The 25,503-nt window shown below is 52.3% G+C and carries 24 protein-coding genes; 15 read left to right on the top strand and 9 right to left on the bottom strand.

The features are described 5' to 3' along the window. The 7 genes from lpxB (at position 1) to P0Y67_RS09570 (ending at position 9,752) form a co-directional block, all read left to right on the top strand. A complete protein-coding gene (gene lpxB, locus P0Y67_RS09600; protein ID WP_342391699.1) occupies positions 1 to 1,161 on the top strand; it encodes a lipid-A-disaccharide synthase in 1,161 nt (386 codons plus the stop codon). 13 nt (positions 1,162 to 1,174) lie between these two features. Then, positions 1,175 to 1,792: a ribonuclease HII gene (gene rnhB / locus P0Y67_RS09595; protein WP_342391737.1), complete on the top strand. Its 618-nt coding sequence runs from the start codon at positions 1,175 to 1,177 to the stop codon at positions 1,790 to 1,792. A gap of 85 nt (positions 1,793 to 1,877) precedes the next feature. Beyond that, entirely contained in the window at positions 1,878 to 5,357 is a 3,480-nt protein-coding gene (dnaE, locus tag P0Y67_RS09590; RefSeq protein WP_342391698.1) for a DNA polymerase III subunit alpha, read from the top strand. Positions 5,358 to 5,413: 56 nt separating this feature from the next. Then, complete coding sequence (gene accA / locus P0Y67_RS09585) at positions 5,414 to 6,373, top strand: acetyl-CoA carboxylase carboxyl transferase subunit alpha (protein WP_192017586.1); 960 nt, start codon at positions 5,414 to 5,416, stop codon at positions 6,371 to 6,373. A 153-nt stretch (positions 6,374 to 6,526) separates the two neighbouring features. Then, positions 6,527 to 7,849 (top strand): tRNA lysidine(34) synthetase TilS, encoded by a 1,323-nt coding sequence (gene tilS / locus P0Y67_RS09580; RefSeq protein ID WP_342391697.1) that lies wholly within the window; start codon positions 6,527 to 6,529, stop codon positions 7,847 to 7,849. A gap of 70 nt (positions 7,850 to 7,919) precedes the next feature. Beyond that, positions 7,920 to 8,231 (top strand): c-type cytochrome, encoded by a 312-nt coding sequence (locus tag P0Y67_RS09575; protein ID WP_342391696.1) that lies wholly within the window; start codon positions 7,920 to 7,922, stop codon positions 8,229 to 8,231. 171 nt (positions 8,232 to 8,402) lie between these two features. Beyond that, positions 8,403 to 9,752, top strand: coding sequence for a sodium-dependent transporter (locus P0Y67_RS09570; protein ID WP_342391695.1), 1,350 nt, complete (start codon positions 8,403 to 8,405; stop codon positions 9,750 to 9,752). Positions 9,753 to 9,825: 73 nt separating this feature from the next. Here P0Y67_RS09570 and P0Y67_RS09565 read toward each other — a convergent pair whose 3' ends face one another. The 6 genes from P0Y67_RS09565 to tsaA all read right to left on the bottom strand — a co-directional run bounded on the left by P0Y67_RS09565 (position 9,826) and on the right by tsaA (position 15,102). Then, on the bottom strand, positions 9,826 to 10,014 hold the full coding sequence (locus P0Y67_RS09565; RefSeq protein ID WP_342391694.1) for a DUF4250 domain-containing protein: 189 nt from the start codon (positions 10,012 to 10,014) through the stop codon (positions 9,826 to 9,828). Further along, a complete protein-coding gene (locus P0Y67_RS09560; RefSeq protein WP_342391693.1) occupies positions 10,011 to 10,220 on the bottom strand; it encodes a YaeP family protein in 210 nt (69 codons plus the stop codon). Before P0Y67_RS09560 ends, P0Y67_RS09565 begins: the two co-directional genes overlap by 4 nt. 75 nt (positions 10,221 to 10,295) lie before the next feature. Continuing rightward, positions 10,296 to 11,150: a GGDEF domain-containing protein gene (locus P0Y67_RS09555; RefSeq protein WP_342391692.1), complete on the bottom strand. Its 855-nt coding sequence runs from the start codon at positions 11,148 to 11,150 to the stop codon at positions 10,296 to 10,298. A gap of 93 nt (positions 11,151 to 11,243) precedes the next feature. Then, entirely contained in the window at positions 11,244 to 12,368 is a 1,125-nt protein-coding gene (locus P0Y67_RS09550) for a patatin-like phospholipase family protein (protein WP_342391691.1), read from the bottom strand. A gap of 169 nt (positions 12,369 to 12,537) precedes the next feature. Next, the gene (locus P0Y67_RS09545) at positions 12,538 to 14,253 is read right to left on the bottom strand and encodes a proline--tRNA ligase (protein WP_342391690.1); all 1,716 of its coding nucleotides are present in this window, start codon (positions 14,251 to 14,253) and stop codon (positions 12,538 to 12,540) included. Between the two features lie 141 nt (positions 14,254 to 14,394). Then, positions 14,395 to 15,102: a tRNA (N6-threonylcarbamoyladenosine(37)-N6)-methyltransferase TrmO gene (gene tsaA / locus P0Y67_RS09540; protein ID WP_342391689.1), complete on the bottom strand. Its 708-nt coding sequence runs from the start codon at positions 15,100 to 15,102 to the stop codon at positions 14,395 to 14,397. Between the two features lie 143 nt (positions 15,103 to 15,245). Between tsaA and P0Y67_RS09535 the strand changes: the two genes are divergently transcribed. Both P0Y67_RS09535 and ykgO read left to right on the top strand, forming a co-directional pair. Further along, the gene (locus P0Y67_RS09535) at positions 15,246 to 15,509 is read left to right on the top strand and encodes a type B 50S ribosomal protein L31 (protein ID WP_342391688.1); all 264 of its coding nucleotides are present in this window, start codon (positions 15,246 to 15,248) and stop codon (positions 15,507 to 15,509) included. Then, positions 15,506 to 15,649: a type B 50S ribosomal protein L36 gene (gene ykgO / locus P0Y67_RS09530; protein ID WP_192017596.1), complete on the top strand. Its 144-nt coding sequence runs from the start codon at positions 15,506 to 15,508 to the stop codon at positions 15,647 to 15,649. Before P0Y67_RS09535 ends, ykgO begins: the two co-directional genes overlap by 4 nt. A 106-nt stretch (positions 15,650 to 15,755) precedes the next feature. Here ykgO and P0Y67_RS09525 read toward each other — a convergent pair whose 3' ends face one another. The 3 genes from P0Y67_RS09525 to metN all read right to left on the bottom strand — a co-directional run bounded on the left by P0Y67_RS09525 (position 15,756) and on the right by metN (position 18,414). Continuing rightward, positions 15,756 to 16,580 carry a MetQ/NlpA family lipoprotein gene (locus P0Y67_RS09525; RefSeq protein WP_342391687.1) on the bottom strand — a complete coding sequence of 275 codons (825 nt, stop codon included), beginning with the start codon at positions 16,578 to 16,580 and terminating at the stop codon, positions 15,756 to 15,758. Positions 16,581 to 16,703: 123 nt separating this feature from the next. Beyond that, positions 16,704 to 17,390, bottom strand: a complete 687-nt coding sequence (locus tag P0Y67_RS09520) for a methionine ABC transporter permease (protein WP_337112942.1) — start codon at positions 17,388 to 17,390, stop codon at positions 16,704 to 16,706. After that, the gene (metN, locus tag P0Y67_RS09515; RefSeq protein ID WP_342391686.1) at positions 17,380 to 18,414 is read right to left on the bottom strand and encodes a methionine ABC transporter ATP-binding protein MetN; all 1,035 of its coding nucleotides are present in this window, start codon (positions 18,412 to 18,414) and stop codon (positions 17,380 to 17,382) included. The genes P0Y67_RS09520 and metN overlap by 11 nt, the downstream gene beginning before the upstream one ends. A 342-nt stretch (positions 18,415 to 18,756) precedes the next feature. Between metN and gmhB the strand changes: the two genes are divergently transcribed. The 6 genes from gmhB to P0Y67_RS09485 all read left to right on the top strand — a co-directional run bounded on the left by gmhB (position 18,757) and on the right by P0Y67_RS09485 (position 25,257). Next, entirely contained in the window at positions 18,757 to 19,314 is a 558-nt protein-coding gene (gene gmhB, locus P0Y67_RS09510) for a D-glycero-beta-D-manno-heptose 1,7-bisphosphate 7-phosphatase (protein WP_342391685.1), read from the top strand. A 271-nt stretch (positions 19,315 to 19,585) separates the two neighbouring features. After that, entirely contained in the window at positions 19,586 to 20,611 is a 1,026-nt protein-coding gene (locus tag P0Y67_RS09505; RefSeq protein ID WP_342391684.1) for an ABC transporter permease subunit, read from the top strand. Position 20,612: 1 nt separating this feature from the next. Continuing rightward, on the top strand, positions 20,613 to 21,656 hold the full coding sequence (locus tag P0Y67_RS09500; protein ID WP_342391683.1) for an ABC transporter permease: 1,044 nt from the start codon (positions 20,613 to 20,615) through the stop codon (positions 21,654 to 21,656). A gap of 33 nt (positions 21,657 to 21,689) precedes the next feature. Then, positions 21,690 to 23,522 (top strand): extracellular solute-binding protein, encoded by a 1,833-nt coding sequence (locus P0Y67_RS09495; protein ID WP_342391682.1) that lies wholly within the window; start codon positions 21,690 to 21,692, stop codon positions 23,520 to 23,522. A 14-nt stretch (positions 23,523 to 23,536) separates the two neighbouring features. Then, complete coding sequence (locus P0Y67_RS09490) at positions 23,537 to 24,406, top strand: ABC transporter ATP-binding protein (protein ID WP_342391681.1); 870 nt, start codon at positions 23,537 to 23,539, stop codon at positions 24,404 to 24,406. 32 nt (positions 24,407 to 24,438) lie between these two features. Beyond that, a complete protein-coding gene (locus tag P0Y67_RS09485; protein WP_342391680.1) occupies positions 24,439 to 25,257 on the top strand; it encodes an ABC transporter ATP-binding protein in 819 nt (272 codons plus the stop codon). The last annotated feature ends 246 nt before the right edge of the window (positions 25,258 to 25,503 follow it).

The raw sequence follows: 25,503 nt of genomic DNA, 5'->3' as shown, positions 1-25,503 counted from the left end.
ATGAGCAAGCCTCTTCGCATTGGAATCGTCGCCGGGGAGATCTCCGGCGATATTTTAGGGGCCGGCTTTATTGAAGCGGTCAAAGCCCGGTATCCGGATGCCGAGTTTGTCGGCGTTGCAGGACCGCGCATGCAGGCGCTGGGCTGCGAAGCTCTGTTTGATATGGAAGAGCTGGCGGTGATGGGGATCGTCGAGGTTGTCGGTCGGCTGCCTCGTCTGTTTCACATTAAAGCCGAGCTGGTGAAGTATTTCTCAGCCAATCCGCCGGATGTGTTCGTGGGCATTGATGCGCCTGACTTTAATCTGCGTCTGGAAAAAGACCTGAAATGTCAGGGGATCAAAACCGTTCATTATGTCAGCCCGTCGGTCTGGGCCTGGCGGCAGAAGCGGATCTTCAAAATTGAAGCCGCGACCAATCTGGTTTTGGCCTTCCTGCCCTTTGAAAAAGCCTTTTACGATAAATTTAACGTTCCGTGTGAATTCATCGGTCATACCATGGCAGATGCCATTCCGTTAGAGACAGACCAAGCCGCGGCCCGGCAAAAGCTGGGACTGGACAGCGATAAACGCTGGCTGGCCGTGTTACCCGGCAGCCGTGGCGGTGAAATGGGTCTGCTGGCAGAGCCGTTTATTCAGACTTGCCAGTTGCTGAAAGCGAAACAGCCAGAGCTGGGTTTTGTGGTGGCGCTGGTGAACGCCAAACGCCGGGAACAGTTTGAACAGGCGTGGAAGGCGACGGCGCCTGAGCTGGATTTTGTCCTGGTGGATGACACCGCGCGCGATGTCATGACGGCGTCAGATGCGGTGTTACTGGCTTCTGGTACCGTGGCACTGGAGTGTATGCTGGTGAAGCGTCCTATGGTGGTGGGCTATAAAGTCAAGCCGCTGACAGCCTGGTTAGCCAAACGCATGCTCAAGACCAAATATGTGTCATTACCCAATATTCTGGCGGACAGAGAACTGGTGCCTGAATTATTGCAGCAAGAGTGTGTGCCAGAGAAACTGGCCGCCGCGGTTGAGCAGTGCCTGACAGCCGACAATCATCAACTGATGGCCGAATTTACCCGCTTGCACCAGCTTATTCGTTGTGATGCGGACAAGCAGGCTGCCGAAGCCGTGCTGACCCTCATCGGTAAGTCATCCAGCAGTGGCCGGTGTTAACCTGCCGGACAGAGTGAAACACATGATGCAATACGAACCCTTTGTATACCCGGATGCCCGATTGATTGCGGGCGTGGATGAGGTTGGCCGCGGGCCGCTGGTCGGTGCTGTCGTAACCGCCGCTGTCATACTCGATCCGGCCAACCCCATTGTCGGGCTTGCTGACTCGAAGAAGCTGAGCGAGAAAAAGCGGCTGGCGCTGTTTGACGAAATTCAGGAAAAAGCACTGAGCTGGTCTTTGGGCCGCTGTGAGCCGGAAGAAATTGACGAGCTGAATATCCTGCAGGCCACTATGGTCGCGATGCAGCGCGCGGTGGCTGGTCTGTCTGTCCAGCCCGATTATGTCCTGATCGACGGCAACCGTGTACCATCCTTACCTGTGCCGGCACAGGCCGTGGTGAAAGGTGATATGCGGGTGGCAGAAATCAGCGCGGCATCCATACTGGCCAAGGTGACCCGCGACAGAGAAATGCAAGCTCTGGATGCGCTGTACCCTGCTTACGGCTTTGCCCAGCACAAAGGCTATCCAACCAAAGTGCACTTTGCGGCGCTGGAAAAACACGGCGCGATTGACCAGCACCGTAAGAGTTTTAAGCCAGTTCGAGAGCGAATTGCGCAAAATTTGAAGTAATGGCTTTCGGGCACTTGCGTTGACGAAAAATCATTTTAGACTCAACCCCTGTTTGTGTCTTAACCGCTGAATTGACGACATCATCATGGCAGAACCACGCTTTATACACCTGCGCATCCACAGTGACTTTTCCATGGTCGACGGCCTGAGTAAGGTCCCGCCTCTAGTCAAGAAAGTGGCAGAGCTGGGCATGCCCGCTATGGCCCTGACAGATTTCACTAACCTGTGCGGCCTGGTGAAATTCTATTTCGCGGCCCATGGTGCGGGGGTGAAGCCCATTATCGGTGCGGATTTCAAAGTGCGCAGCGATGAGAATGGCGATGAGCTGTCTGATCTCACTGTCCTGGCGGCAGACAATGACGGTTACAAAAACCTGACTTTGCTGATATCCCGTGCCTATCAGCGCGGGCATGTGCAACATATGCCTGTGATTGACCGCGACTGGCTGGTTGAGCAGAAGCAGGGGTTGATCCTGCTGTCTGGCGGTAAAACCGGTGATGTCGGACAGGCCTTGCTCAAAGGCAATCAGGCGACGGTAGATCGCTGCGTGGCCTTTTATCAGCAACACTTTCCCGGCAGTTATTATCTGGAGCTGGTCCGTACCGGCCGGCCGGATGAAGAAGCGTACCTGCACTTTGCCATTGAACTGGCCGCGCAAGCAGACTTGCCTGTGGTGGCAACCAATGATGTGCGCTTTATCAGTCCGGATCAGTTCGATGCTCATGAAATCCGCGTCTGTATCCATGATGGTTATACTCTGGTCGATCCCCGCCGTCCCAAACATTACAGTGCTCAGCAATATCTGCGCAGTGAAGAAGAAATGTGCAAGCTGTTTGCTGATATTCCGGAAGCACTGGAAAACTCAGTAGAAATTGCCAAGCGCTGTAATGTAACGGTCCGGTTAGGTGAATATTTCCTGCCAAACTTTCCGACCGGTGACATGACGACGGAAGATTTCCTGGTCTTGAAGTCTAAAGAAGGTTTGGAGCGACGTCTGGAATTCTTATTCCCGGATGAAGAAGTGCGCAGAAACCGTCGCCCTGAATACGACGAACGTCTGGATATTGAACTGGAAGTGATCAACCAGATGGGGTTTCCCGGCTACTTCCTGATCGTCATGGAATTTATCCAGTGGTCGAAGGAGAACGGTGTGCCCGTTGGCCCGGGGCGGGGCTCGGGTGCAGGATCCCTGGTCGCTTATGCGCTGGATATCACGGATCTCGATCCGCTGGCTTTTGATCTGCTGTTCGAACGTTTCCTGAACCCGGAACGGGTATCCATGCCTGATTTTGATATCGATTTCTGTATGGATAAGCGGGATCAGGTAATAGATCACGTGGCCGAAATGTACGGCCGGGATGCGGTATCCCAGATTATTACCTTTGGTACCATGGCGGCCAAAGCCGTTATCCGGGATGTGGGCCGGGTACTGGGCCACCCTTATGGTTTTGTCGATCGCATTTCCAAGATGATTCCGGCCGAGCCGGGCATGACACTGGCCAAAGCCTTTGAGGCCGAGCTGCAGCTGGGCGAAGTGTACGAAGCCGATGAAGAAGTCAAAGATCTGATCGACATGTGCCGGGTGCTGGAAGGGGTAACCCGAAACGCCGGTAAACACGCCGGAGGGGTGGTCATATCGCCGACCACAATCACAGATTTTGCCCCGCTGTATTGTGACGCAGAAGGCCATCATCCGGTCACACAGTTCGATAAGAACGATGTAGAAACCGCGGGGCTGGTGAAGTTCGACTTCCTGGGCTTGCGTACGCTGACCATTATTGACTGGGCGCTGGGCATGATTAACCCGCGCCTGGAAGCGCAGGGTAAACCGCCGGTCAATATTGCGGCTATTCCTATGGCGGATCAGAAATCGTTCGCCATGCTGCAGCGCTCAGAATCCACCGCTGTGTTCCAGCTTGAATCGCGCGGCATGAAAGATTTGATCAAGCGCCTGCAGCCGGACTGTTTTGAAGACATGATCGCACTGGTGGCCCTGTTCCGTCCGGGCCCGCTGCAATCTGGCATGGTGGATAACTTCATCGACCGTAAGCATGGTCGTGAAGAGATCTCGTATCCCGATGCCACTTATCAGCACGAATCGCTGAAAGAGATTCTGGAGCCGACCTACGGCATTATTCTGTACCAGGAACAGGTCATGCAAATTGCCCAGGTCCTGGCCGGTTACAGCCTGGGCGGCGCTGACTTGCTGCGCCGTGCTATGGGTAAGAAAAAACCGGAAGAAATGGCCAAGCAGCGAGCCACGTTTGAAAGCGGCGCCGTGAATAACGGGGTCGACGGCGAGCTGGCGATGAAGATCTTCGACCTGGTAGAGAAATTCGCCGGTTACGGCTTCAACAAATCGCACTCGGCCGCCTATGCCCTGGTGTCTTACCAGACACTGTGGCTCAAGGCGCATTATCCGGCTGAGTTCATGGCCGCGGTCATGACCGCCGACATGGATAATACCGATAAAGTGGTCGGCCTGGTGGAAGAGTGCCAGCGCATGAACCTGCAAATGCTGCCGCCGGATGTTAACAAGGGGCTTTACCGCTTCACCGTTGATGATGAAGGCGCCATTGTCTATGGCATAGGCGCTATCAAAGGGGTCGGTGAAGGCCCGATCGAAAATATTATTGCGGCACGGGAAAAAGGCGGCCATTTTAAGGACTTATTTGATTTCTGTGCCAGAATAGACACCAAGAAGGTCAATAAACGTGTCCTGGAGCGCTTGATCAAAGCCGGTGCGATGGATCGTCTCGGGCCTAACCGTGCGGCGATGATGGCCACGCTGGACGACGCGCTGAAAGCCGCTGGCCAGCACCATCAGGCCGAGGCATTCGGTCAGGCTGACATGTTCGGCGTGCTGACCGCGGCACCGGAAGAGGTAGAAAAAGCCTACGCCAATATTCCGGAATGGCCAGAGAAAATCTGGCTGGAAGGCGAGCGGGACACGCTCGGCTTGTACCTGACCGGTCACCCGATCAACAGTTATGTGCGCGAGCTCAAGCACTATGTGACCTGGCGCCTGAAAGACGCCCACCCGACAGGGCGTGATAAGGTAGTGACGATTGCCGGGCTGGTTATCGCCGCCCGGGTGATGACAACCAAGCGGGGTACCCGGATTGGGGTGCTGACACTGGATGACAGGTCGGGGCGTATGGAAGTCATGCTGTTTTCCGATGCTTTGGATCGATATCTCGATCTGATTGAAAAAGACCGGATTTTGGTCGTTTCCGGACAGGTCAGCTTTGATGATTTCAATGGGGGCCTTAAAATGTCTGCACGTGAAGTCCTTGATATTTCTGAAGCTAGAGAAAAGCACCTGCGGGGTCTTGCTATCTCGCTGACTGAAGGGCAGATTGATCACACATTTTTTGAGCGTTTCAGCAAAGCGCTGGAGCCGCATCGGGCAGGCACTGTCCCGGTGAATATTTATTATCAGCGTTCGAATGCACGCGCTAAACTTACCCTTGGCACAGAGTGGCGGATAACGCCAAGTGATGATTTAATCACTGATCTCAAAGTGTTACTGGGCGAGCAGCAAGTCGAATTTGAGTTTAATTAATGAGTCCGGCACCTGTCAGACAGGTTGCTAACAATGGACAAAGGATTACAAGTGGTATGAGCCTGAACTTCCTTGATTTTGAACAACCTATTGCCGAGCTAGAAGCCAAAATTGAAGCACTGCGCGATGTATCGCACCGTGATAAATCGGCCTCGGTTGATCTGGACAAAGAAATTGCACAGCTTGAACAAAAAAGCCTGGAACTGACCAAAAAGATTTTTGGCGATCTGGGCGCCTGGCAGGTCGCACAGCTGGCCCGTCACCCGCAGCGTCCGTATACGCTGGATTATATCGAGCATATCTTTACTGAATTCGATCCGCTGGCCGGTGATCGTGCATTTGCCGATGACAAAGCCCTGATCGGCGGTATCGCCCGTCTGGATGGTCGTCCGGTGATGGTGATTGGCCATCAGAAAGGCCGCGAGACCCGTGAGAAAGTATTGCGTAACTTCGGTATGCCTAAACCTGAAGGCTACCGTAAAGCATTGCGCCTGATGAAAATGGCTGAGCGTTTCCGCATGCCAATCATTACGTTTATTGATACCGCAGGCGCGTACCCAGGTGTCGGTGCCGAAGAGCGCGGCCAGTCTGAAGCCATTGCCATGAACCTCAAAGTCATGGCCGGTCTGAGCGTGCCTGTGATCTGTAATGTGGTCGGTGAAGGCGGTTCTGGCGGCGCACTGGCGATCGGTGTCGGTGATTGCGTGAACATGCTGCAATACTCGACTTATTCCGTGATCTCCCCGGAAGGGTGTGCGTCGATTCTGTGGCGTGATTCTGATAAAGCCCCTCAGGCTGCAGAAGCTATGGGTATGACGGCCAATCGTCTCAAAGAGCTGGGTCTGATTGATAACATCATTGAAGAACCTCTTGGTGGTGCGCACCGTGACGTGCCTGTCATGGCTTCGCGGATCAAACAGCAACTGCTCAATACGCTGAACGATCTGGAAGGTCTGGATGATGACAGCCTGCGCGAGCGTCGTTATCAGCGTTTGCTGAGTTACGGCTACTGCTGATAATCAGTTCCGGATACGGATCAACGGGTCGCCACTGGCGGCCCGTTTTGTTATCCGCTGCGCGTCGTTGGTACGCGCGGACCCAAAGCAGCACTAACGCCTGACACAGCGCTGAGATAAGATAGCCCTATTGCCACAGACCACAGAGCAGAATTGCTGACATTTATGCTGTTTACTCATTTCTCCGACACCCTTTTACGTCTTTGTCCGCAGCCATCCCAGCTGGTTCTTGCGCTCAGCGGCGGGCTCGATTCCCGTGTTTTATTGCATCTTCTGAGTCGGTTTATACAAAAGCACCCGCATTATCAGGCGCTTGCTGTGCATGTGCATCACGGCTTAAGCCCGAATGCGGATCGCTGGTTAGCGCAGTGCGCAGCCTGGGCGAAGAGCGATGCGGTAACCTTTCACTGTGAGCGCGTCAGTGTGCCGTCGGGAAGCCGAATCAGTCTGGAACAGGCTGCGAGAGAAGCTCGCTATGGCGCGCTGGCGGGGTATGTTCAGTCTCAGCAGTACCTGCTGACCGCGCAACATGCCGACGATCAGCTGGAAACTGTCTTGCTGGCGTTAAAGCGCGGCAGTGGCCCTGCCGGTCTGGCGGCAATGCCTGAGGTCAAACCCTTCGCCAATGGCTTGCACCTGCGCCCTTTGCTTGATGTCAGCCGCGCCGAGCTGCACGCCTACGCCAATGAGCATCAGTTGGACTGGGTGGATGATGAGAGCAATCAGGACAGGCGTTTTGACCGTAATTTTTTGCGGCTGGATATTGTGCCGGCACTGACATCTCGCTGGCCGGGATTACGGCAGGCCGTAGCACGAAGTGCCGCCTTGTGCGGCGAACAACAGTCATTGCTGGAATCCTTGCTGGCCGACAAACTTCACCAGATGAGTGCGCCAGACGGCAGCATAGATCTGAGCGCAGTGACGGACGAGAAACAGGGCCGGGCGCTGGTGCGTCTCTGGTTGCAGCGCCAGGATCTGCCTGTCCCCTCCAAAGCGCAACTGGAACAAATCTGGCAGGCGGTCTGTCTGGCCCGTAAAGACGCTAACCCCTGTGTGTCGTTGCACGGATATGAAGTACGCCGCTTTCAGTCTCGTCTGTATGCGGTCCGGCCCCGGCCGGATGTGACGGAATGGCGCCGGGAGATCACCCCGGATACCCCTTGCCCGTTACCGGCTTCGCTGGGTGTTATCACACTCAGCCGTCTGTCTGGCGGACATCTGCGCAGCCCTGCGCCGGATGAGCGGGTGCGGGTCGCTTTTGATCCCAGCGGCCTGCAGGCACAACCACTGGGGCGAGCTGGCCGTCGCAAGCTGAAGAAGCTGTTTCAGGAGTATGGGGTGCCCAGCTGGCGCCGGCGCCAGACACCCTTGCTGTTTTATGGCGACAAACTGGCCGCGGTGGCGGGCTTATTTGTGGTCGAAGGCTTTGAAGGTAATGAATGCGAGTTAGTCTGGAAGTGTGATCACCTACACTGACACCGGGGTCAGGAATGTAGATAGTCAGGCAGTGTTTGAATGTCGATATAAGTAAAATAATGAGGATCTTATGAAAAAAGCAATGACGCTGACACTGACTGCGGCACTATTTTCACTTCCTGTTATGGCTGCTGGTGATGCCGAGGCCGGCAAGGGAAAGGCCGCTATTTGTGCGGCTTGCCATGGTGCTGACGGTAAGGCGGTGATTCCGGGCTATCCCAACCTGGGCGGCCAGAATGAGCAGTATCTGGTGAATGCCCTCAAAGCCTATAAGAATAAAGAACGTAATGGTGGCAACGCCATCTTGATGCAGCCACAGGCGGCAATGCTGAGTGATACAGATATTGATAATCTGGCGGCTTACTTCTCGCAAATGAAGTAATGGCCACCGTATCCGCCCGGCCGGGCTGGGCGGATAAATTCCCTTTCTTTCTCTTCGCGATTAAACAATCTTCCGGTTGCTGCATTCTTGACCAGTCGGATTCACTGGCATTGATAAAACCCACCAATAAATATATTGTACTAGTTCACTGATACGATAGGGTTGTAAAGCATGGCAGGAACACGCGAACATTTTGGCTCACGGATGGGCTTTATCCTCGCGGCTGCAGGGGCAGCGGTAGGGCTGGGTAACATCTGGGGATTTCCCACTCAAGCGGCCAGCAATGGCGGCGGCGCTTTCCTGCTGGTCTATCTTCTGATGATTCTGGTGGTGGCTTTCCCTATGCTAATCGTTGAAATGGCGATTGGTCGTTATGGTCAGGCTAACCCGGTAGACAGTATGCGCAGCCTGAGCGATAACCCGACGGCAAAGCGTGCGGGTGCGCTGGTGGGCTGGATTGGCCTGATGGTGCCTTGTCTGGTGCTGGCGTTCTACAGCATAGTGGCAGGCTGGCTGGTGACCTTCCTGCTGGCGGCTGTGACCGATATTCTGGGAATGGCAGATGCCACCGCCTGGCTGAAAGGCTTTTCTGTCTCCCGGAACCTGTTTGGTGCGGCTATTTTCTATTTGCTGACCATTATGATCGTACAAAGCGGGGTGAAGCAGGGGATTGAAAAATGGTCGACCCGCTTGATGCCGGCGCTGTTTGTGCTTTTCCTGCTGATGTTTGTTTACATCATGACTCAGGATGGCGCAATGGACGGTCTGAAGCATTACCTTATCCCTGATTTCAGTAAGGTACTGGAACCTAAGCTGCTGCTGGCAGCAATGGGCCAGGGCTTTTTCTCCCTGACGATCGGCGGTTGCTCCATGCTGATTTACGGCTCTTACCTGAGCAAGAAAGAGAGCCTGCCTAAAATGGCACTGAGCGTCACCCTGGTGGATACGGCGGTGGCTTTTATTGCCGGTCTGGTGGTGCTGCCGGCGATGTTTGTTGCCATGAAGAAAGGGGTGGCGATATACGCTGAAGACGGTTCGCTGCTGGGGTCGGATACCCTGGTCTTTACCGTACTGCCGCTGCTGTTTGACAGCCTGGGCTTTGCCGGTCAGCTGATAGCATTGGTGTTCTTTGTCTTGATGACCATTGCGGCGCTGACGTCTTCGATTTCAATGCTGGAGTGCCCGGTGGCTTTGGTCAGTGAGCGCTTTGAAACGGACCGTAAAGCGACAAGCTGGGTTCTGGGCGGGGTTATTGCCGTATTCAGTGCGGTGATTATCTTTAACTTTGGTCAGCTGTTTGGCCTGGTGGCGACCATAGCCACCCAGTATTTCCAGCCCGTTGCGGCCTTGTTGTTCACTGTGTTTGGTGGCTGGGTATGGTCTCGTCACCGTAAACTGCAAGAGCTGAGTGCTGGCAGCCCGGAACTGGAGAAGTCGCTGTTCTGGAAAATCTGGCCTGTGTATCTGAAGTTTGTCTGCCCTGTGCTGGTCATCGCGGTCCTGGTGTCTTCTTTCAGCTAACTCTGCTGCTTGAGAACATCACGTGCCATACAAAAACGGAAAGCCTGGCTTTCCGTTTTTTTTTGTGGGGTACTTAGCGAAATTGTCTGGCGTCAGGCAAATAGTCAAATCCGGCGGCTGCCAGCCTGGCGATCAGCTTATCTTTGTCAATCTCGTAATAACGGGCCAGAGCGTCCAGATCGCCAAACTCATCGCGCATCTTCATATTGACGATACTCATCAGCATGACAGGATCCATAGTGTCGAATGTTTTCAGATTCATTGCGCGTCCTTGTGATCACTGATCAGTAAATTCGCAGCGGCAAAGGCTGCCTGCTCCCGGATGGCCTGCGGCACCTCAGCGCTGGCGGCGACGTTATTTAAAGCACGTACGGCACAGGCAATCGCGGCAGGGATATAGCCCTGATCTCCGCTGCCAATCTGGCTGTAACTCTGACGGACAAGCTCGCAGCAGTCAGCGACTTTCATAGTGTCTCCTGAATATGGTCACGAAAGATGAGTCAGAGCTTACCGCTATCGGCTATTGAAATCGAGCGAAGCGGGCTATTTAGAGCGCTTGTGCTGGTAGAGCTGGCGATCGGCCCGCTCTAATAAACTGACCGGCGTATCGCCACGGCGGTAAGGGGTGGCGCCAATCGAGGTGCCTATGTCGAGGCTGCGCAGGGTGTGGTCCTGATCTATCCGCGTCATCACGCGGTGGATGACCTTGCGTGCAGACTGCTCCGAGGCCGGTTGCAGCAACAGGACAAATTCGTCTCTGCCCATACGGTAACATCGGTCTGAGGTGCGGACTGATTGCTTCAGGATCGACGAAAAACGGCGGATCACGTTATCGCCATCCAGATGACCATATTTATCGTTGACCTGCTTGAAGTTATCCAGATCAAACAATAAAAGCACCAGGCCAACCTGGCGGCGCTCACTCATGGCGATGGCATGCAGTATGTCCTGATCCAGACAACTGCGGTTACGCAGGCCGGACAGATGATCCCGCATCGCCATTTCTTTGATCCGGCGATACTCTATCGCACTGAATAACGGCCCGGCCAGCAGCCTGTGGTAGGTATGGAGAAGGTTAATTTCATCCTGATCCAGCGCATAAGGTGTGTCGTACTGGATCTCTCCCAGAGAATGATCGGCATAGCGCAGGGCGAAGCACTGGCGGTTGTCTGTACCTTGCCCGTGACGTATCAGGGTGGTGGTGGTTTCATGGCGCCAAAGCATGCGACTGATATCAATCTGTTTCTCAACTTCCAGCGCAAAGACTTCCAGCAGCACAGACAGCTCAGGCTTGCCCTGCATTTTTTGCAGGATAAGCAAGCGCTGATCCGCCCCCAGCGGCTTGGCGCGGGTTCGGCTGGTATCGGTTTGCTTTTTGTGCCAGATAATTGGATCCATGACTGATATCATTGATAAGCAAGGTTTTTAATATATGAGATTTTGGAACCAGATCAATAGAAAATGGAATGAAATGAAAATCTCCCATTGTTTTTATTCTAAAAACGAACGTAGCTCACTTTCTCTCTCCTGGGCGTCCAAATAACCGAGGTTAATCAGTGCGTGTATGTAATTGGGCTCGAAAAGGATATAGCTGGTCAGGGCGGCATCGTCCTTGGGACTGATCCCCAATAAGCGCATCAGAGAGCGGGCGGCCAGCGGCATATGGTGATAGAAAGCCTGGGCCAGAGGTTCAAACGACTGACTCGGGTACAAATGCAGGGTATCAACCGATTTGACCGCCATTTTGCGCCTTTCATCGTCCGGCAGCTTGCTGAGCAACGTATTGGTGTATTCCAGGTGTTCCAGCTCAGCGGCCATGGTATCACTGAAAATGGTATCCATCAGATGGCCCGTCAGCATACCCACGCCTGGGGCCTGAGTGGGATCTTGCGGCCGCAACCTTTGATTGATCAGATCAATGATCAGTATCTTGTCTGCGCCCATTTTCATCGAAGGACGCAGTGGCGTCAGTTGGTTAATCGATCCGTCGCCATAGTATGCCTGTCCAATCCGGCTGGCCGGGAATACAAAAGGGATGGCTGATGAGGCTAGCAGGTGCTCTGTGGTAAGCAGTGAGCGGCGTCCTTTGGATTTCGAATAAGTCCAGGGCGTAATACTCTGCTGGCCCTGAAAAAAGCTGACGGTTTTGCCGCTTTTATAGCTTGAGGCCGTAATAGAAATGCCGTGCAGATTGCCTGCCAGGATCTGCTGCTCCAGCCGGCCGTAATTATTGACCTGGTTCAGCAACAGACGCAGTGGCCGATTGTCCAGCAACCCGAACGGCGGTCTGGGGTGATGTCCTGCCCGCAACCTTGCCAGCAGCTGATGTGATAAATGCTGGGTGATGCCCCAACTGCTGGAACGGAACACCCGTCTGCTGTGCAGGCGCGCCCAGATCCACTCCAGCTTTTTCACCCCTAATCGAAAACAGGATGCATAACAGGCAATCGCAGTGGCGTTAATGGCACCGGCAGAGGTACCACTGTAGATGGCAAAGGGGCTGTGGTGGTTACGAGGGTACCACTCAGAAATCGCTTTCAGCACGCCAACCTGGTAGGCCGCTCTGGCACCACCGCCGGAAAGCAAGAGACTGATTTTTGGCTTTTCCTTGCCCATGCAAAACGTTCCACTCAAGATACTAAACAGATGCGACAGACACTGGTGGCGTCTAGTCTAGTGATAATACTCAGTTTATTTGTAATTTAAACTGAGTATCTGTGGCACAGACACAAAAAAGCCCCCGGACGGAGGCTTTTTTTAATATCACGGATCAATCAGCCAAGGCTTAAGCCAGCTTTTGCTTGATGAAGTCTGCAATGCTGTCGGCGGCCACAGGCTCTTTCGTACCTGTGCGGCGGTCTTTGTATTCCACTTCACCGTTTTTCAGGCTGCGATCGCCGATCACCACAGTATGTGGCACGCCAATCAGTTCCATATCGGCAAACATGACGCCAGGACGCTCTTTACGATCGTCAAACAGTACCTCGATACCGGCAGCCGTCAGATCCGCATACAGGGCTTCAGCCGCCTGCTGAACTTCTTCTGATTTGTGCATGTTCATCGGCACAATGGCCACCTGGAACGGCGCAATGGCATCTGGCCAGATAATACCGTTCTCATCGTTGTTCTGTTCGATAGCCGCTGCGACCACACGGGTACAGCCAATACCGTAGCAACCCATTTCCATCACGGCCTGCTTGCCGTTGGCATCCAGCACAGTGGCGTTCATGGATGAAGAGTAGTTAGTACCCAGCTGGAAGATATGGCCCACTTCGATACCGCGCTTGAGCAAGATAGTCCCTTTACCGCATGGGCTTGGGTCACCCTCGACCACATTGCGCAGATCTTCTACGCGGCCCAGTTCTACGTCACGGCCCCAGTTGATGCCAAAGTAGTGCTTACCATCAATGTTGGCCCCGGCACCGAAGTCGCTCATCACGGCAACGCTGCGGTCAACAATGAAAGTGGCAGGCAGGTTGACAGGTCCCAGTGAGCCCGGACCGGCATTCACAACGGCACGGATTTCTTCTTCTGTCGCAAACTCCAGCGGTTTGGCAACGCAATCAAGGTTTTCTGCTTTCACTTCATTGAGTTCGTGATCGCCACGCACGATCAGGGCGATTAATTCTGCCTCTGAGTCTTCAGACGCTTTCACGAACAGCGTTTTCACGGTTTTCTCAATCGGCAGGCCAAATTGCTCAACCAGTTCAGCGATGGTTTTGGCGTTCGGGGTATCGACCAGCTTCATCTCTTCTGTTGGCGCGGCGCGCTCGGTGGCAGGCGCCAGCGCTTCGGCTTTCTCGATGTTGGCGGCGTATTCCGACTCGGTAGAGAAGGCAATCAGATCTTCGCCACTTTCGGCCAGAACGTGGAACTCGTGCGAGCCGCTGCCGCCGATAGAACCTGTATCTGCCAGTACGGCACGGAAATCCAGACCCATGCGACTGAAGACGTTGCTGTAAGCGCGGTACATGTCGTTATAGGTCTCTTGCAGGCTGTCTTTATCCAGGTGGAAGGAGTAGGCATCCTTCATGATGAATTCGCGTGAGCGCATCACACCGAAACGGGGACGAACTTCATCACGGAACTTGGTCTGGATCTGGTACAGGTTCAATGGCAACTGCTTGTAGGATTTCACCTCATTACGCACTATGTCAGTGATCACTTCTTCATGCGTCGGGCCCAGTACAAACGGTCGGTCATGGCGGTCAGCAATTCGCAGCAGCTCAGGACCGAATTTGTCCCAGCGGCCTGTTTCCTGCCACAGTTCAGACGGCTGAACCACAGGCATCAGTGTTTCGACTGCACCGGCATTGTTCATTTCTTCGCGAACAATGGTTTCGACCTTACGCAGGACACGCAGACCTGTAGGCAGCCAGGTGTACAAACCTGAGGCCAGCTTACGGATCATACCTGCACGTAGCATCAGCTGGTGGCTGATGACTTCTGCGTCGTTTGGAGTCTCCTTCAGGGTAGAAAGAAGATATTTACTGGTACGCATTGATGGTATCCGTTGGTAATTATGAGGATTAATATTGAGAGCAGTATATTAGCAGCGTATCCGCCTTTCGCCAAAGGGAACCCGAGGCTTATTGGCTGTCCGGTGACCTCAGTCACCGGAAAACAGGCTAAGTATAGCCTGTCAGGTCAGCTTGCCCGGGGCGACTATTTGTTCGACCAGGACTTTATCGCCTTCAAACCGGAACCGTACGTTGTAGTCAAACAATAAGACGCCATAGCGTTTGTCATCCGTTTTCCCTTTCTTGTAGGCCGGACGGGGATCCTGCGCCAGTACTTCTTCAATCACCGCCTGTTGATAGGCCGCATCTTCGCCATCAAGCTGAGCCAGTGCTGCGGGGGTAAATTCGACGGGAAGCAGTTCTGGTGTCTCTGCCGCAAAGCCGCCGCTGGCATCCGGCACACTGTCGGAATAGGGAATGTAGGGCTTGATGTCAATGACAGGCGTGCCGTCAACCAAATCCACACCGGCCAAATCCAACAGGACCTGACCTTTTTCATGCCGCACGCCGATCAGCCTGATAGCTGACATTCCTATGCCGTTAGGGCGAAAAGTGGCCCGGCTGGCAAAGACGCCGATGCGGTCATTACCGCCCAGTCTGGGCGGTCTCACGGTAGGACGCCAGCCCGCCGGCAGGTTCTGATCAAATAAAAACAACAGCCACAAATGGCTGAACTGCTCTATGCCTCTGATCGATTCCGGCGTGTTCGCATCGCCGCAAAGCACCAGGGTTGCTCTGGCGCTGGGTACCAGACCGGGCTGACGGGGAACGGCGAATTTCTCTTTGTAAGGGGAGTGGATGACACCAATCGGCTCAATCTGAAAAGTCATTTTCTCTGTCATTCGTGCATGTCGCTGCAGATCTTATCTGCCAGACCTTAGCACATCTCAATGTGGTGTTGCTGAAAATCTTGTTGTAGGAAAACCGTATTGAGTGTTATGTTATACTATAACATTTAATGCGAGGAGGCATGATGAAACCAGATATCCATCCCGAGTACCGTAAAGTGGTGTTTCACGACACTAGCGTAGATAAATATTTCGTTGTCGGTTCGACACTGAAGACAGATAAAACCATCACATGGCAGGACGGCAAGGAGTACCCCTACTTCTTGCTGGACGTGTCGTCTGAATCGCACCCTTTCTACACCGGCAAGCAGCGGGTGATTAAGACAGAAGGCCGGATGGCAAACTTTAACCGCCGTTTTGCGGCGTTTGGAAATAAGGAAGCACAATGAAGGTATTAAGCTCACTCAAAAGCGCCAAGCTGCGCCATAGAGATTGCCAGGTGGTCAAGCGACGTGGCCGCATTTACGTGATTTGCAAATCAAATCCACGTTTTAAAGCCGTACAGGGCACGGTGAAAAAGAAGAAGTAAACGACCGGGCTGTCTGGTCGCTTCATTGTTCCCCATCCCAGAACAACAAAAGCCCCGTTGCAGGGGCTTTTGAACTTTTATCGGCAAGGTGTTGCGAGGCGATGGCTTACCAGCCTTTGACGATGCCGCCTTTGAAGATCTCCATCGCTGCATCGTTCACCGCATCAGACTGATATGCTTTAATGAAGGTCTGCACGTTTTCGGCATTCACATTATCTTCACGGGCAACAATCAGGTTCACATAAGGTGACTCTTTGCCTTCCACAAAGATACCGTCGTGATCCGGAGACAGGTCGATAGTGCTGGCATAGGTGTTGTTGATAATGGCCAGTTTGACGTCATCCAGAGAACGCGGCAGTTGCGGTGCTTCCAGCTCAACGATGTCCAGATTCTTTGGATTTTCAACGATATCCAGCACAGTGGCTGTCAGGCCTGCGCCGTCTTTCAGTTTGATCAGGCCTTGTTGCTGCAGCAACAGCAGTGAGCGGCCCAGGTTGGTTGGATCGTTTGGCACTGCGATCTGATCACCGTCTTGCAGCTCATCGATAGAAGCGATTTTGCTTGAGTAGGCGGCAATCGGGTAAACAAAGGTGTTACCGGCAATCGCGAACTTGTAGCCACGGTCTTTAATTTGCTGATCCAGGTAAGGTTTATGCTGGAAGGCGTTCACGTCAATCGAGCCTTCTTCCAGCGCCGCGTTAGGTGACACATAGTCGGTGAAAGTGATCAGCTCAACGTCCAGGCCATACTTGTCTTTGGCTTCTTTGGCGGCCACTTCAGCTACCTGTGCTTCAGCACCGGCCATCACACCCACTTTGATTTTGCTGTTGTCAGCCGCAGCGGTGGATTCTTGTTTCTCGCCACAGCCGGTCAGTGCCAGAGCTGACGCCAGACCCGCGACTGCAAAGAAATGTTTAATATTCAGAGCCATTGTACTTCTCCTATTGTTCAGGGAATCCCTGTACTTTGTTGTCGTTGTATTTCTGTAACTTATCGGTTTCGCCGGCAAGCCATGTCCGGCGGATGTGAGTTTTCTGTTGTGTTCTCGTCAAACTTATCTGTGGTCGACGCGGCGGACCAGATGATCCCCGGCGGACTGGATCAGCTGTACTAACACGACCAGCATGATCACAGTGATCATCATGACTGTGCCGTCAAAGCGCTGATAACCATAGCGGATACCGACATCACCTAAACCGCCGCCGCCAACCGTGCCTGCCATGGCCGAGTAGCTGACCAGGGTGACCAGAGTAATAGTGACGGCATTAATAATGCCCGGCAGCGCTTCCGGCAGCAGCACCTTGCGAATGATTTGCACCGGTGTGGCACCCATAGCTTGCGCGGCTTCAACCAGACCGCTGGGCACTTCGAGCAGCGCACCTTCCACCAGGCGGGCGATAAAGGGAATCGCGCCGACTGTCAGTGGCACAATGGCCGCCGCAGTTCCTATGGAGCTGCCCACCACAAAGCGGGTGAACGGAATAATGGCCACCAGCAGAATAATGAACGGGATCGAGCGGCCGATATTGACCACACCACCCAGCACCTTATTCAAGCCCGGATTGGCCAGCAGGCCGTTGGGTTTGGTCAGGTGCAGAGCGACACCGACAGGAATACCGATAGCGAAACCAATCAGGCCGGAGGCGAAGACCATCATCAGTGTTTCGCCTAAAGCGTCCGTCAGCAGACCAATCAGGCGTTCGTTGGTTTGCCACCAGGTGGCGATAGAATCAAGCAACATAACCCAGCACCTCTACATTTACTTTGTGTTCGCGAAGGAAAGCGATGGTTTGTTGTGTCGCTTCTTCAGAGCCAAAAAATTCCGCCAGCATCAGGCCGAACTTCACACCGCCGGCATAATCCATGTCGGCACTCAGAATGTTGGCATCGATACCGAACTGCCGCGATGCCTGACTGAGCAGCGGCGCATCCACGGAAGCGCCGGTGAACTCCAGCCGTATCAGCGGATAGTTTGTTGCGGTACGCTCGGTTTCCAGGCGCGCTTTATAATCTTCCGGTATCGACAGATCTAAGGTAGAACGGATAAATTCACGTGCCAGTTCTGTTTTCGGATGGGCAAAGATATCACCCACCGGACCTTTCTCGACCAGCTCGCCGTTGCCTATGATGGCCACTTCTGAGCAGATGCTTTTCACCACGTTCATCTCATGGGTGATCAGTAAAATGGTCAGGTTCAGCTTATTATTGATTTCTTTCAGTAACTCAAGAATGGACTGGGTGGTGGCCGGATCCAGTGCGCTGGTGGCTTCGTCACACAGCAGGACTTTAGGATCAGAGGCCAGGGCACGGGCAATCGCTACCCGCTGTTTTTGTCCGCCGCTGAGGTTTGACGGGTAGGACTGATGTTTGTCAGCCAAGCCAACCAGATTGAGCAATTCGGTCACTTTGCGTTTGCTTTCCGCTTTATCCGTGCCGGCCAGTTCCAGCGGCAGCGCGACATTGTCGAAAACGGTGCGGGACGATAACAGGTTAAAATGCTGGAAAATCATGCCGATTTTACGGCGAGCCAGCGTCAATTCCTGATTAGAGAGCTGAGTGAGATCGATACCATCAACAATGATGTGCCCTGAGGTCGGCTTCTCAAGCAAGTTAACGCAACGTATCAGGGTACTTTTTCCCGCACCGGACGCACCGATTACACCAAAAATCGTGCCTTGCTCAATGCTGAGGTTGATATCGCGTAAGGCGTGGATGTCTTTATCCCCGACTCTGAAGGTTTTATTGACCCTGTTGATCTCTATCATGCTGTGTCCTGCTACTGCTTTTTTAACTTGCTCGCTGTGTTGTAAACCAGCATAGCTTTATGGTCGTAATTTCGCCTGCATTAGTGTTTTTGTGTGTGGTTTAAGCGATAGACCTTGTCATCTTCTTGTGTTATCGGAATTTTTCCGTGTCATCTGTTGTTGGATGCTAGGGTGTCTAGATGGCTAAGTCAATAGATATTTTTACGTCTAGACGGCTAAATCAAAAAACGCTGCGATTAAGCCGGAAAAGTGTCAGCCCGTCTGCCTGAGGATAAAGAGATGATTCCGCGTGTCAGCCATGCCATAATTTAGCGAATTTGATTTCTATCTTTAGGTGATCGCTTGGCTAAGCCTGCTGTGTTTATTGATCGTGACGGCGTCATTAACGTTGATCACGGCTATGTCCATACTGTTGACGACTTTGAATATATCGAAGGGGTGTTTGACGCCTGCAAGAAACTGAAAGAGCAGGGCTACCTTCTGGTACTGGTGACCAATCAGGCCGGTATTGCCAGAGGCATGTATACCGAAGATGAATTTCTGACCCTGACAGAGTGGATGGACTGGAATTTTGTCGATAACGGTGTCGAATTTGACGGGATCTATTACTGCCCGCACCACCCGACAGAAGGAAAGGGCGATTATCTGCAAGATTGTGATTGCCGCAAGCCCAAACCAGGCATGTTTATTTCAGCCCGCGATTTTCTGAAGATTGATATGGCCCGTTCAGTGATGATTGGCGATAAAACCGATGACATGACAGCGGCGCAAGCAGCGGACGTGGGCACCAGAATTCTGGTGCGTACCGGTAAGCCAGTCACTCCTGAAGGGGAGGTACTGGCATCGGTTGTGCTCGACAGTGTCGCTGAGGTACCGGCCTGGTTAGCGGCCAACCACTAACTGTCCGGCATTTTCAAGGTTCACAAAAACAGACACGCTCAAACCGTGTCTGTTTTTTTATATCTGTATAGTGAGCACCCTGATGGCCTGTCTGGTGGGCCAGAATATCAGGTCAGTATTTTCCCTCTGATGCAGGGTTAAATATAAGCTTATGTTTTTATTGTCAAATGGTGAGCTGGCTGCTGTTTGGGTCATCATTAGTTATACAACCAACTGCTATACTCACTACACCAAGGAACAGGCTGACTAATGACAGGAGTCATTTACTTTCATGCTTTCATACTTTTTGCGCCGTTTGGTGCTGGTCATCCCCACTTTTATCGGCATTACAATTCTGATTTTTGCCCTCACCCGTTTTGTGCCGGGCGGGCCGGTCGAGCGTATGCTGGCCAGTATTCAGGCGCAGCAAAGTATGTCTATGTCCCCGTCCATGGCAGGGGAAAGTAATGCGCTGTCAGAAGATCAACTGGCCGAACTCAATGCGTTTTACGGATTAGACAAGCCGGTATTTGAAGCCTATTCCGAGTGGCTGACCAAAATGCTGTATCTGGACTTCGGGTTGTCGACCCGTTACTACGAACCGGTCTGGGACATGATTATGGACAGGCTGCCGGTGTCCATGTTCTACGGCGGCGTGACCTTTTTTCTCAGTTACTTTATCTCTATTCCTCTGGGTTACTACAAAGCTTTAAAACACGGCAGCGGCTTTGACTCCGGGTCTTCAATTCTGATTTTTGTCGGTTATGCCTTGCCGGGGTATGTGGTTGGGGTGATGCTCATTACGCTGTTCAGCTATCACCTGGAATGGTTTCCAATGGGCGGCTTTGTCAGTGACGATTTCGATGACTATGAATCACTCTGGCAGCAGGTAAAAGATATCCTCTGGCATGCCTGTCTGCCGCTGATTTGTTACCTGATTGGTGATTTTGCCACCCTGACAATGACAATGAAAAACAACATGATGGAGACGCTGTCAGCGGATTATATCCGTACCGCTATCGCTAAAGGGTTGCCATTTTCAACCGCGGTTCGCCGCCACGCACTTCGCAATAGTCTGATTCCTATCGCCAGCCACTTTGGAAACTCCTTGCTGTTCTTCATGACAGGATCTTTTTTGATTGAGGTGATCTTCAATATTGATGGTATCGGTCTGCTGGGCTACGAATCTATCATTGAGCGGGACTATCCTGTGGTGATGGGAATCGTGGCGATCAATGCTGTGTTACTAATGCTGGGCAATATCATTTCCGATGCTTGTGTTGCCATGATTGATCCCCGAGTGAGATTCGGAGCCTGAGATGCTGACACTGAGCCCACTGACAAAAAAGAAAATCCAGCGTTTTAAAACGATAAAGCGTGGTTATTGGTCACTGATCATTTTATCCACCCTGCTGGTGTTGTCCTTCTTTGCCGAGTTTTTGATTAACAGCAAAGCGCTGATCGTCAAGTATCAGGGGGAGTACTATTTTCCGGTTGTCAGCGATGTGCTGCCTGGCACCCAGTTCGGGCAGGAGTACCAAAGCGAGGCACAGTACCGGGAATTGCAGCAGGCTTTTGCACAAAGCGATACGGATAACTTCGTGCTGATGCCGCTTGTGCCCTGGAATCCCTATGAGCAGGATTTTAGCGGGGATTTTCCTCCCACCGCGCCTGACGCCGAGTCCCGGCATTATCTTGGTACCGATACCATAGGGCGGGATATTTTAGCCCGGCTGGTTTACGGTTTTCGTATCACTATGGGGTTTGCCTTACTGACCATGGCCATTTCCTACGCCATAGGTACAGCCGTTGGCTGCGCGATGGGTTTTTGGGGCGGAAAATTTGACTTGCTGGTGCAGCGTTTTATCGAAATCTGGTCAATGGTGCCTTTTCTCTATGTCATCATGATACTTGTCTCTATTACCCAGCCTTCGTTTACGCTTTTTGTCGCCATCAATGTGCTGTTCGGCTGGATGGGAATGACCTGGTACATGCGCACTATGACCTACAAAGAAGTGGCCCGGGATTATGTGATGGCCGCCAAGGCGCTGGGCGCCTCAAACTGGCGGATTCTTTACGCCCACATTTTGCCCAATGTCATGGTGATGATAGTGACATTGGCCCCGTTTACTATCGCGGCCAATATTACGGCGCTAACGGCATTGGATTATCTTGGTCTGGGCTTAATGCCGCCGACACCCAGCTGGGGGGATTTACTGCAGCAAGGGAAATCAAATTTGGGGGCGCCCTGGATAGTGATTACCGTGGTGACGGCCATCGTGCTGGTTCTGGTGATGGTGACCTTTATCGGCGAGAGTGTACGCGCGGCTTTCGATCCGAAAAAATTTACCCGTTATAGTTAATAAAGACGTGTAGCCAGATAACAAGGATGTACGATGAGAAAGATACTGAACATATTCGCCTTTTGGGCCATCACATTGAGCGGTGCACCGGCAGGGGCCGCCGAGCTTCCGGCCGGGCTGAAATGGGAGTCTAATCTTCACGAACCGCGTTTTGCTTCGCCGCAAGCCCAATTCGGCGGCACTTTTAATACTTATATTGAGAGTTTTCCGCAGACATTTCGTATCGTCGGGCCGGATTCCAACGGCCGTTTCCGTACCTGGCTGCTCGACAACCGCCCAGCGGCGGTTACCCGCCACCCTGACACTAAGGCCTGGATCCCGGATATCGCCAGTGAATGGGCCTATGGCAATGACGATAAAACCGTTTATTTTCGTATTAATCCCAATGCCAGGTGGTCTGATGGCAAACCTATTACTGCCGATGATTTTACCTATGTGCTGACGTTTATGCGCTCTAAAGACATAGTCGCACCCTGGTATAACACCTTTTATACCCAGCAGATTGCCGATGTCATCAAATACGATGAGCACACCTTTGCTGTGGTCTCGGCAGAAAAACGCAACAAAGAAGAGTTAATGCTGTACACCAATCTGCAGCCCCGTCCCGCTCATTTTTATAAACCGAAAGTCGATAAAAACAGTGATGGGGTAGAAGATAACTTTGTTCGCTATTACAACTTTAAAGCCGAGCCGTCAGCCGGACCGTATTACATTGACGATATCAAAAAAGGCAAGTCGATCACCTTCAAGCATGTGGGCAAAGACTGGTGGGGATACTCAAACCCTTATTATCTGTATCGTTATAATGTCGAGAAAATTCGCGTCAAAGTGATACGCGACAAAGACATTGCCCGTCAGCACTTTGAAAAAGGCAATCTGGACTCCTTCTGGCTGGACACCCCGGAGCTGTGGCGCGAGAAGTCGGACACCCCCAATTTTGAGCACGGCTATATCCATAAGTTTTGGGGATATAACCAAGTTCCTATGGGCGCGGGTGGATTATGGCTCAATACCGCCAAACCTCTGCTGGGGAATCTGGATATCCGCAAAGGCCTGGCATACGCCACCGATTTTGATGGCCTGATTGAAAAAGTCTTACGTGGTGATGTCATCAGGAAACCCAACCCGATGGGAGTCGGGCATGGCGACTACACCAACAGCGAGCTGAAAGCGCCGCCGTTTGATCCGGATACCGCGATTGAGTATTTTCAGAAAGCGGGTTTCGGTAACATTGGCCCGGATGGCATTCGGATCAACGACAAAGGGCAGCGGCTTTCGTTTGCTATCACCTACAGCTATGGCTACCTGACACCACAAGTGGCTTATCTGAAAGAGCAGGCCAAACTGGCCGGGCTCGAATACACCCTGAATCTGGTTGATGGTTCATCGGCATTCAAATATGTGCTGGAGAAAAAGCACGAGCTCTCTTTCCACTCTATGGCAACGAATGAAATTCCCCAATACTGGGAGTATTTCTATTCTGAAAACGCCAATAAGCCGCAGAATAATAACTTCACCAATTACAGCACGCCTGAATTAGACCGGCTGATCCTGGCCTATCGATCCGAATTTGAACTGAATAAAAAGAAAGCACTTGCCAAGCAAATACAGAGCATAGTGGCAGACGCAAGCGTCATTATTCCCGGTTACATGCGCCCCTATGCCCGTGAAGCTTACTGGCGCTGGCTGCAGATACCGCAACCGGCGATGACAAAATCCACCGAATTTCTGTTTCCCTCGGGTACGTTCCGGGATTTGGGCACGTATTGGATTGATGAGTCGCTGAAGCGTGAAACCAAAGCGGCTATGAAGTCAGGCAAAACCTTCGAGCCCGTTACTATCATGGAAGAGGCCTACAAGCTGTAAGCGGGGAGGGCGAAATGAACGATCATCAGGTTATCCTGCGGGTAGAGGATCTGGAAACTGAGTTTCGCACAGATGACGGTGTGGAAAAGGTACTGCACGGCGTGTCGTTTGATGTCAAAAAAGGCCGCACCCTGGGGCTGGTCGGCGAGTCAGGGTCGGGAAAAAGCGTGACGGCCATGTCTGTCATGGGCCTGCTGCCAAAGCCTTATGGCCGGGTAACCAATGGCAAGGTTTTGTACCGGGAGACGAACTTACTCGAACTTTCCGCCCAGGACATGTGTGCTATGCGTGGCGATCGCATATCAATGATTTTTCAGGACCCAATGACAGCACTCAATCCTGTGTACACCATAGGTAAACAGCTCAATGAAGTGCTGGAGCTTCATCGTCCGGAACTGAACAAAAAGGAGCGTAACCGTTATTCACTGGACATGCTGAATAAAGTGCAGATACCCATGGCCGAAAAACGCCTGCATGAATACCCCCACAGCTTGTCCGGCGGCATGCGGCAACGGGTGATGATCGCCATGGCGCTGGCCTGCAAGCCAGACATTCTGATCTGTGATGAGCCGACCACGGCACTGGATGTCACTATCCAGGCCGAAATCCTGAAATTGATGAAGGCACTGCAGGAAGAAACCCAGATGGCGATGATCTTTATTACCCATGATTTGGGCGTAGTGGCGGAAATTTGTGATGATGTGGCTGTTATGTATGGCGGCAAAGTGCTGGAAACGGCCGATGTGTTTGAGTTGTTCGACCATCCCCGCCATCCCTACACCCAACGGCTGCTGGGATTGATGCCCAGCGCTGAACGCCCAAGCAAACAAATGATCCCCTTTGAACCCATAGATCCATCAAGGTTCCCGGAATTTGGGGAATAGAGTGGCAACTGCGCAAAGGAACGGGTGTTTTCATGGATGACATTTTACGTATTGAGAACCTGAAGCAGCACTTTGTTTCAGGTAAAGGAATATTTAAAAAGGGCTACACAGTGAAAGCCGTTGATGGTGTCTCTTTTTCAATAAGACGAGGAGAGACCTTAGGGCTGGTCGGTGAATCAGGCTGCGGCAAAAGTACACTGGGCCGAACTATTCTGAAGTTGCATGAGCCGACAGAAGGTAACATCTTTTTCGACGGTAAGGATATTACGCATTTGTCCCCTCGCCAGATGCGCCCGCTCAGAAAAGATATGCAGATTGTGTTTCAGGATCCTCTGGAATCGCTGAATCAGCGACATACGATAGGCATGATTCTGGAAGAGCCGTTTATTATCCATAATGTAGGAACACCTGCCGAGCGTAAGCAATGGGTGCTGGAATTACTGAATAAAGTCGATTTACCTGCCACTGCCATCAACCGGTATCCTCATGAGTTTTCTGGTGGGCAGCGCCAACGAATCGGAATTGCCCGCGCGATTGCGCTAAAACCTAAACTATTAATCTGTGATGAATCCGTTTCTGCTTTGGATGTTTCTGTCCAGGCGCAGATACTGAACTTGTTACTGGCGCTGCAGCAGGAGATGAAACTCACCGTGATTTTCATTTCTCACGATTTGTCAGTCGTAAAGCATGTGTCAGACAGAGTGGCGGTTATGTACTACGGCAAACTTGTCGAGATAGGCACGGCTGAAGAGATTTATCATGCACCGAAAGCGGATTATACGAAAACCTTATTAGCAGCGATCCCTATCAGCCATCCATCGCAACGGAAAAGACCTGCAGTACCACAATAATTTCCTTTTAAAGTGGGTGAAATGTGCTTTTTTAGACTGCATGTCTTGGTGTTGTCTAAAAAATAGACCAACGAAATAAAAATCAAAAAAAACTATTGCGCTGTAAGAACATCTCTCTATAATGCGCCCTCGTTGTCACGATAAACCGCACGGCTTAACGAGATAACAAAACGTTCTTTAACAATTTGACCATGCAATCTGTGTGGGCACTCGACAATGATACAGTCATAAAAGATTTATCAGTGA

Origin of the sequence: Photobacterium sp. SP02, from assembly GCF_038519165.1 — a bacterium.
Lineage (GTDB): Bacteria > Pseudomonadota > Gammaproteobacteria > Enterobacterales > Vibrionaceae > Photobacterium > Photobacterium halotolerans.
The sequence above is the reverse complement of the archived record's forward strand: the minus strand, read 5'-3'. Positions and strand labels throughout refer to the sequence as shown.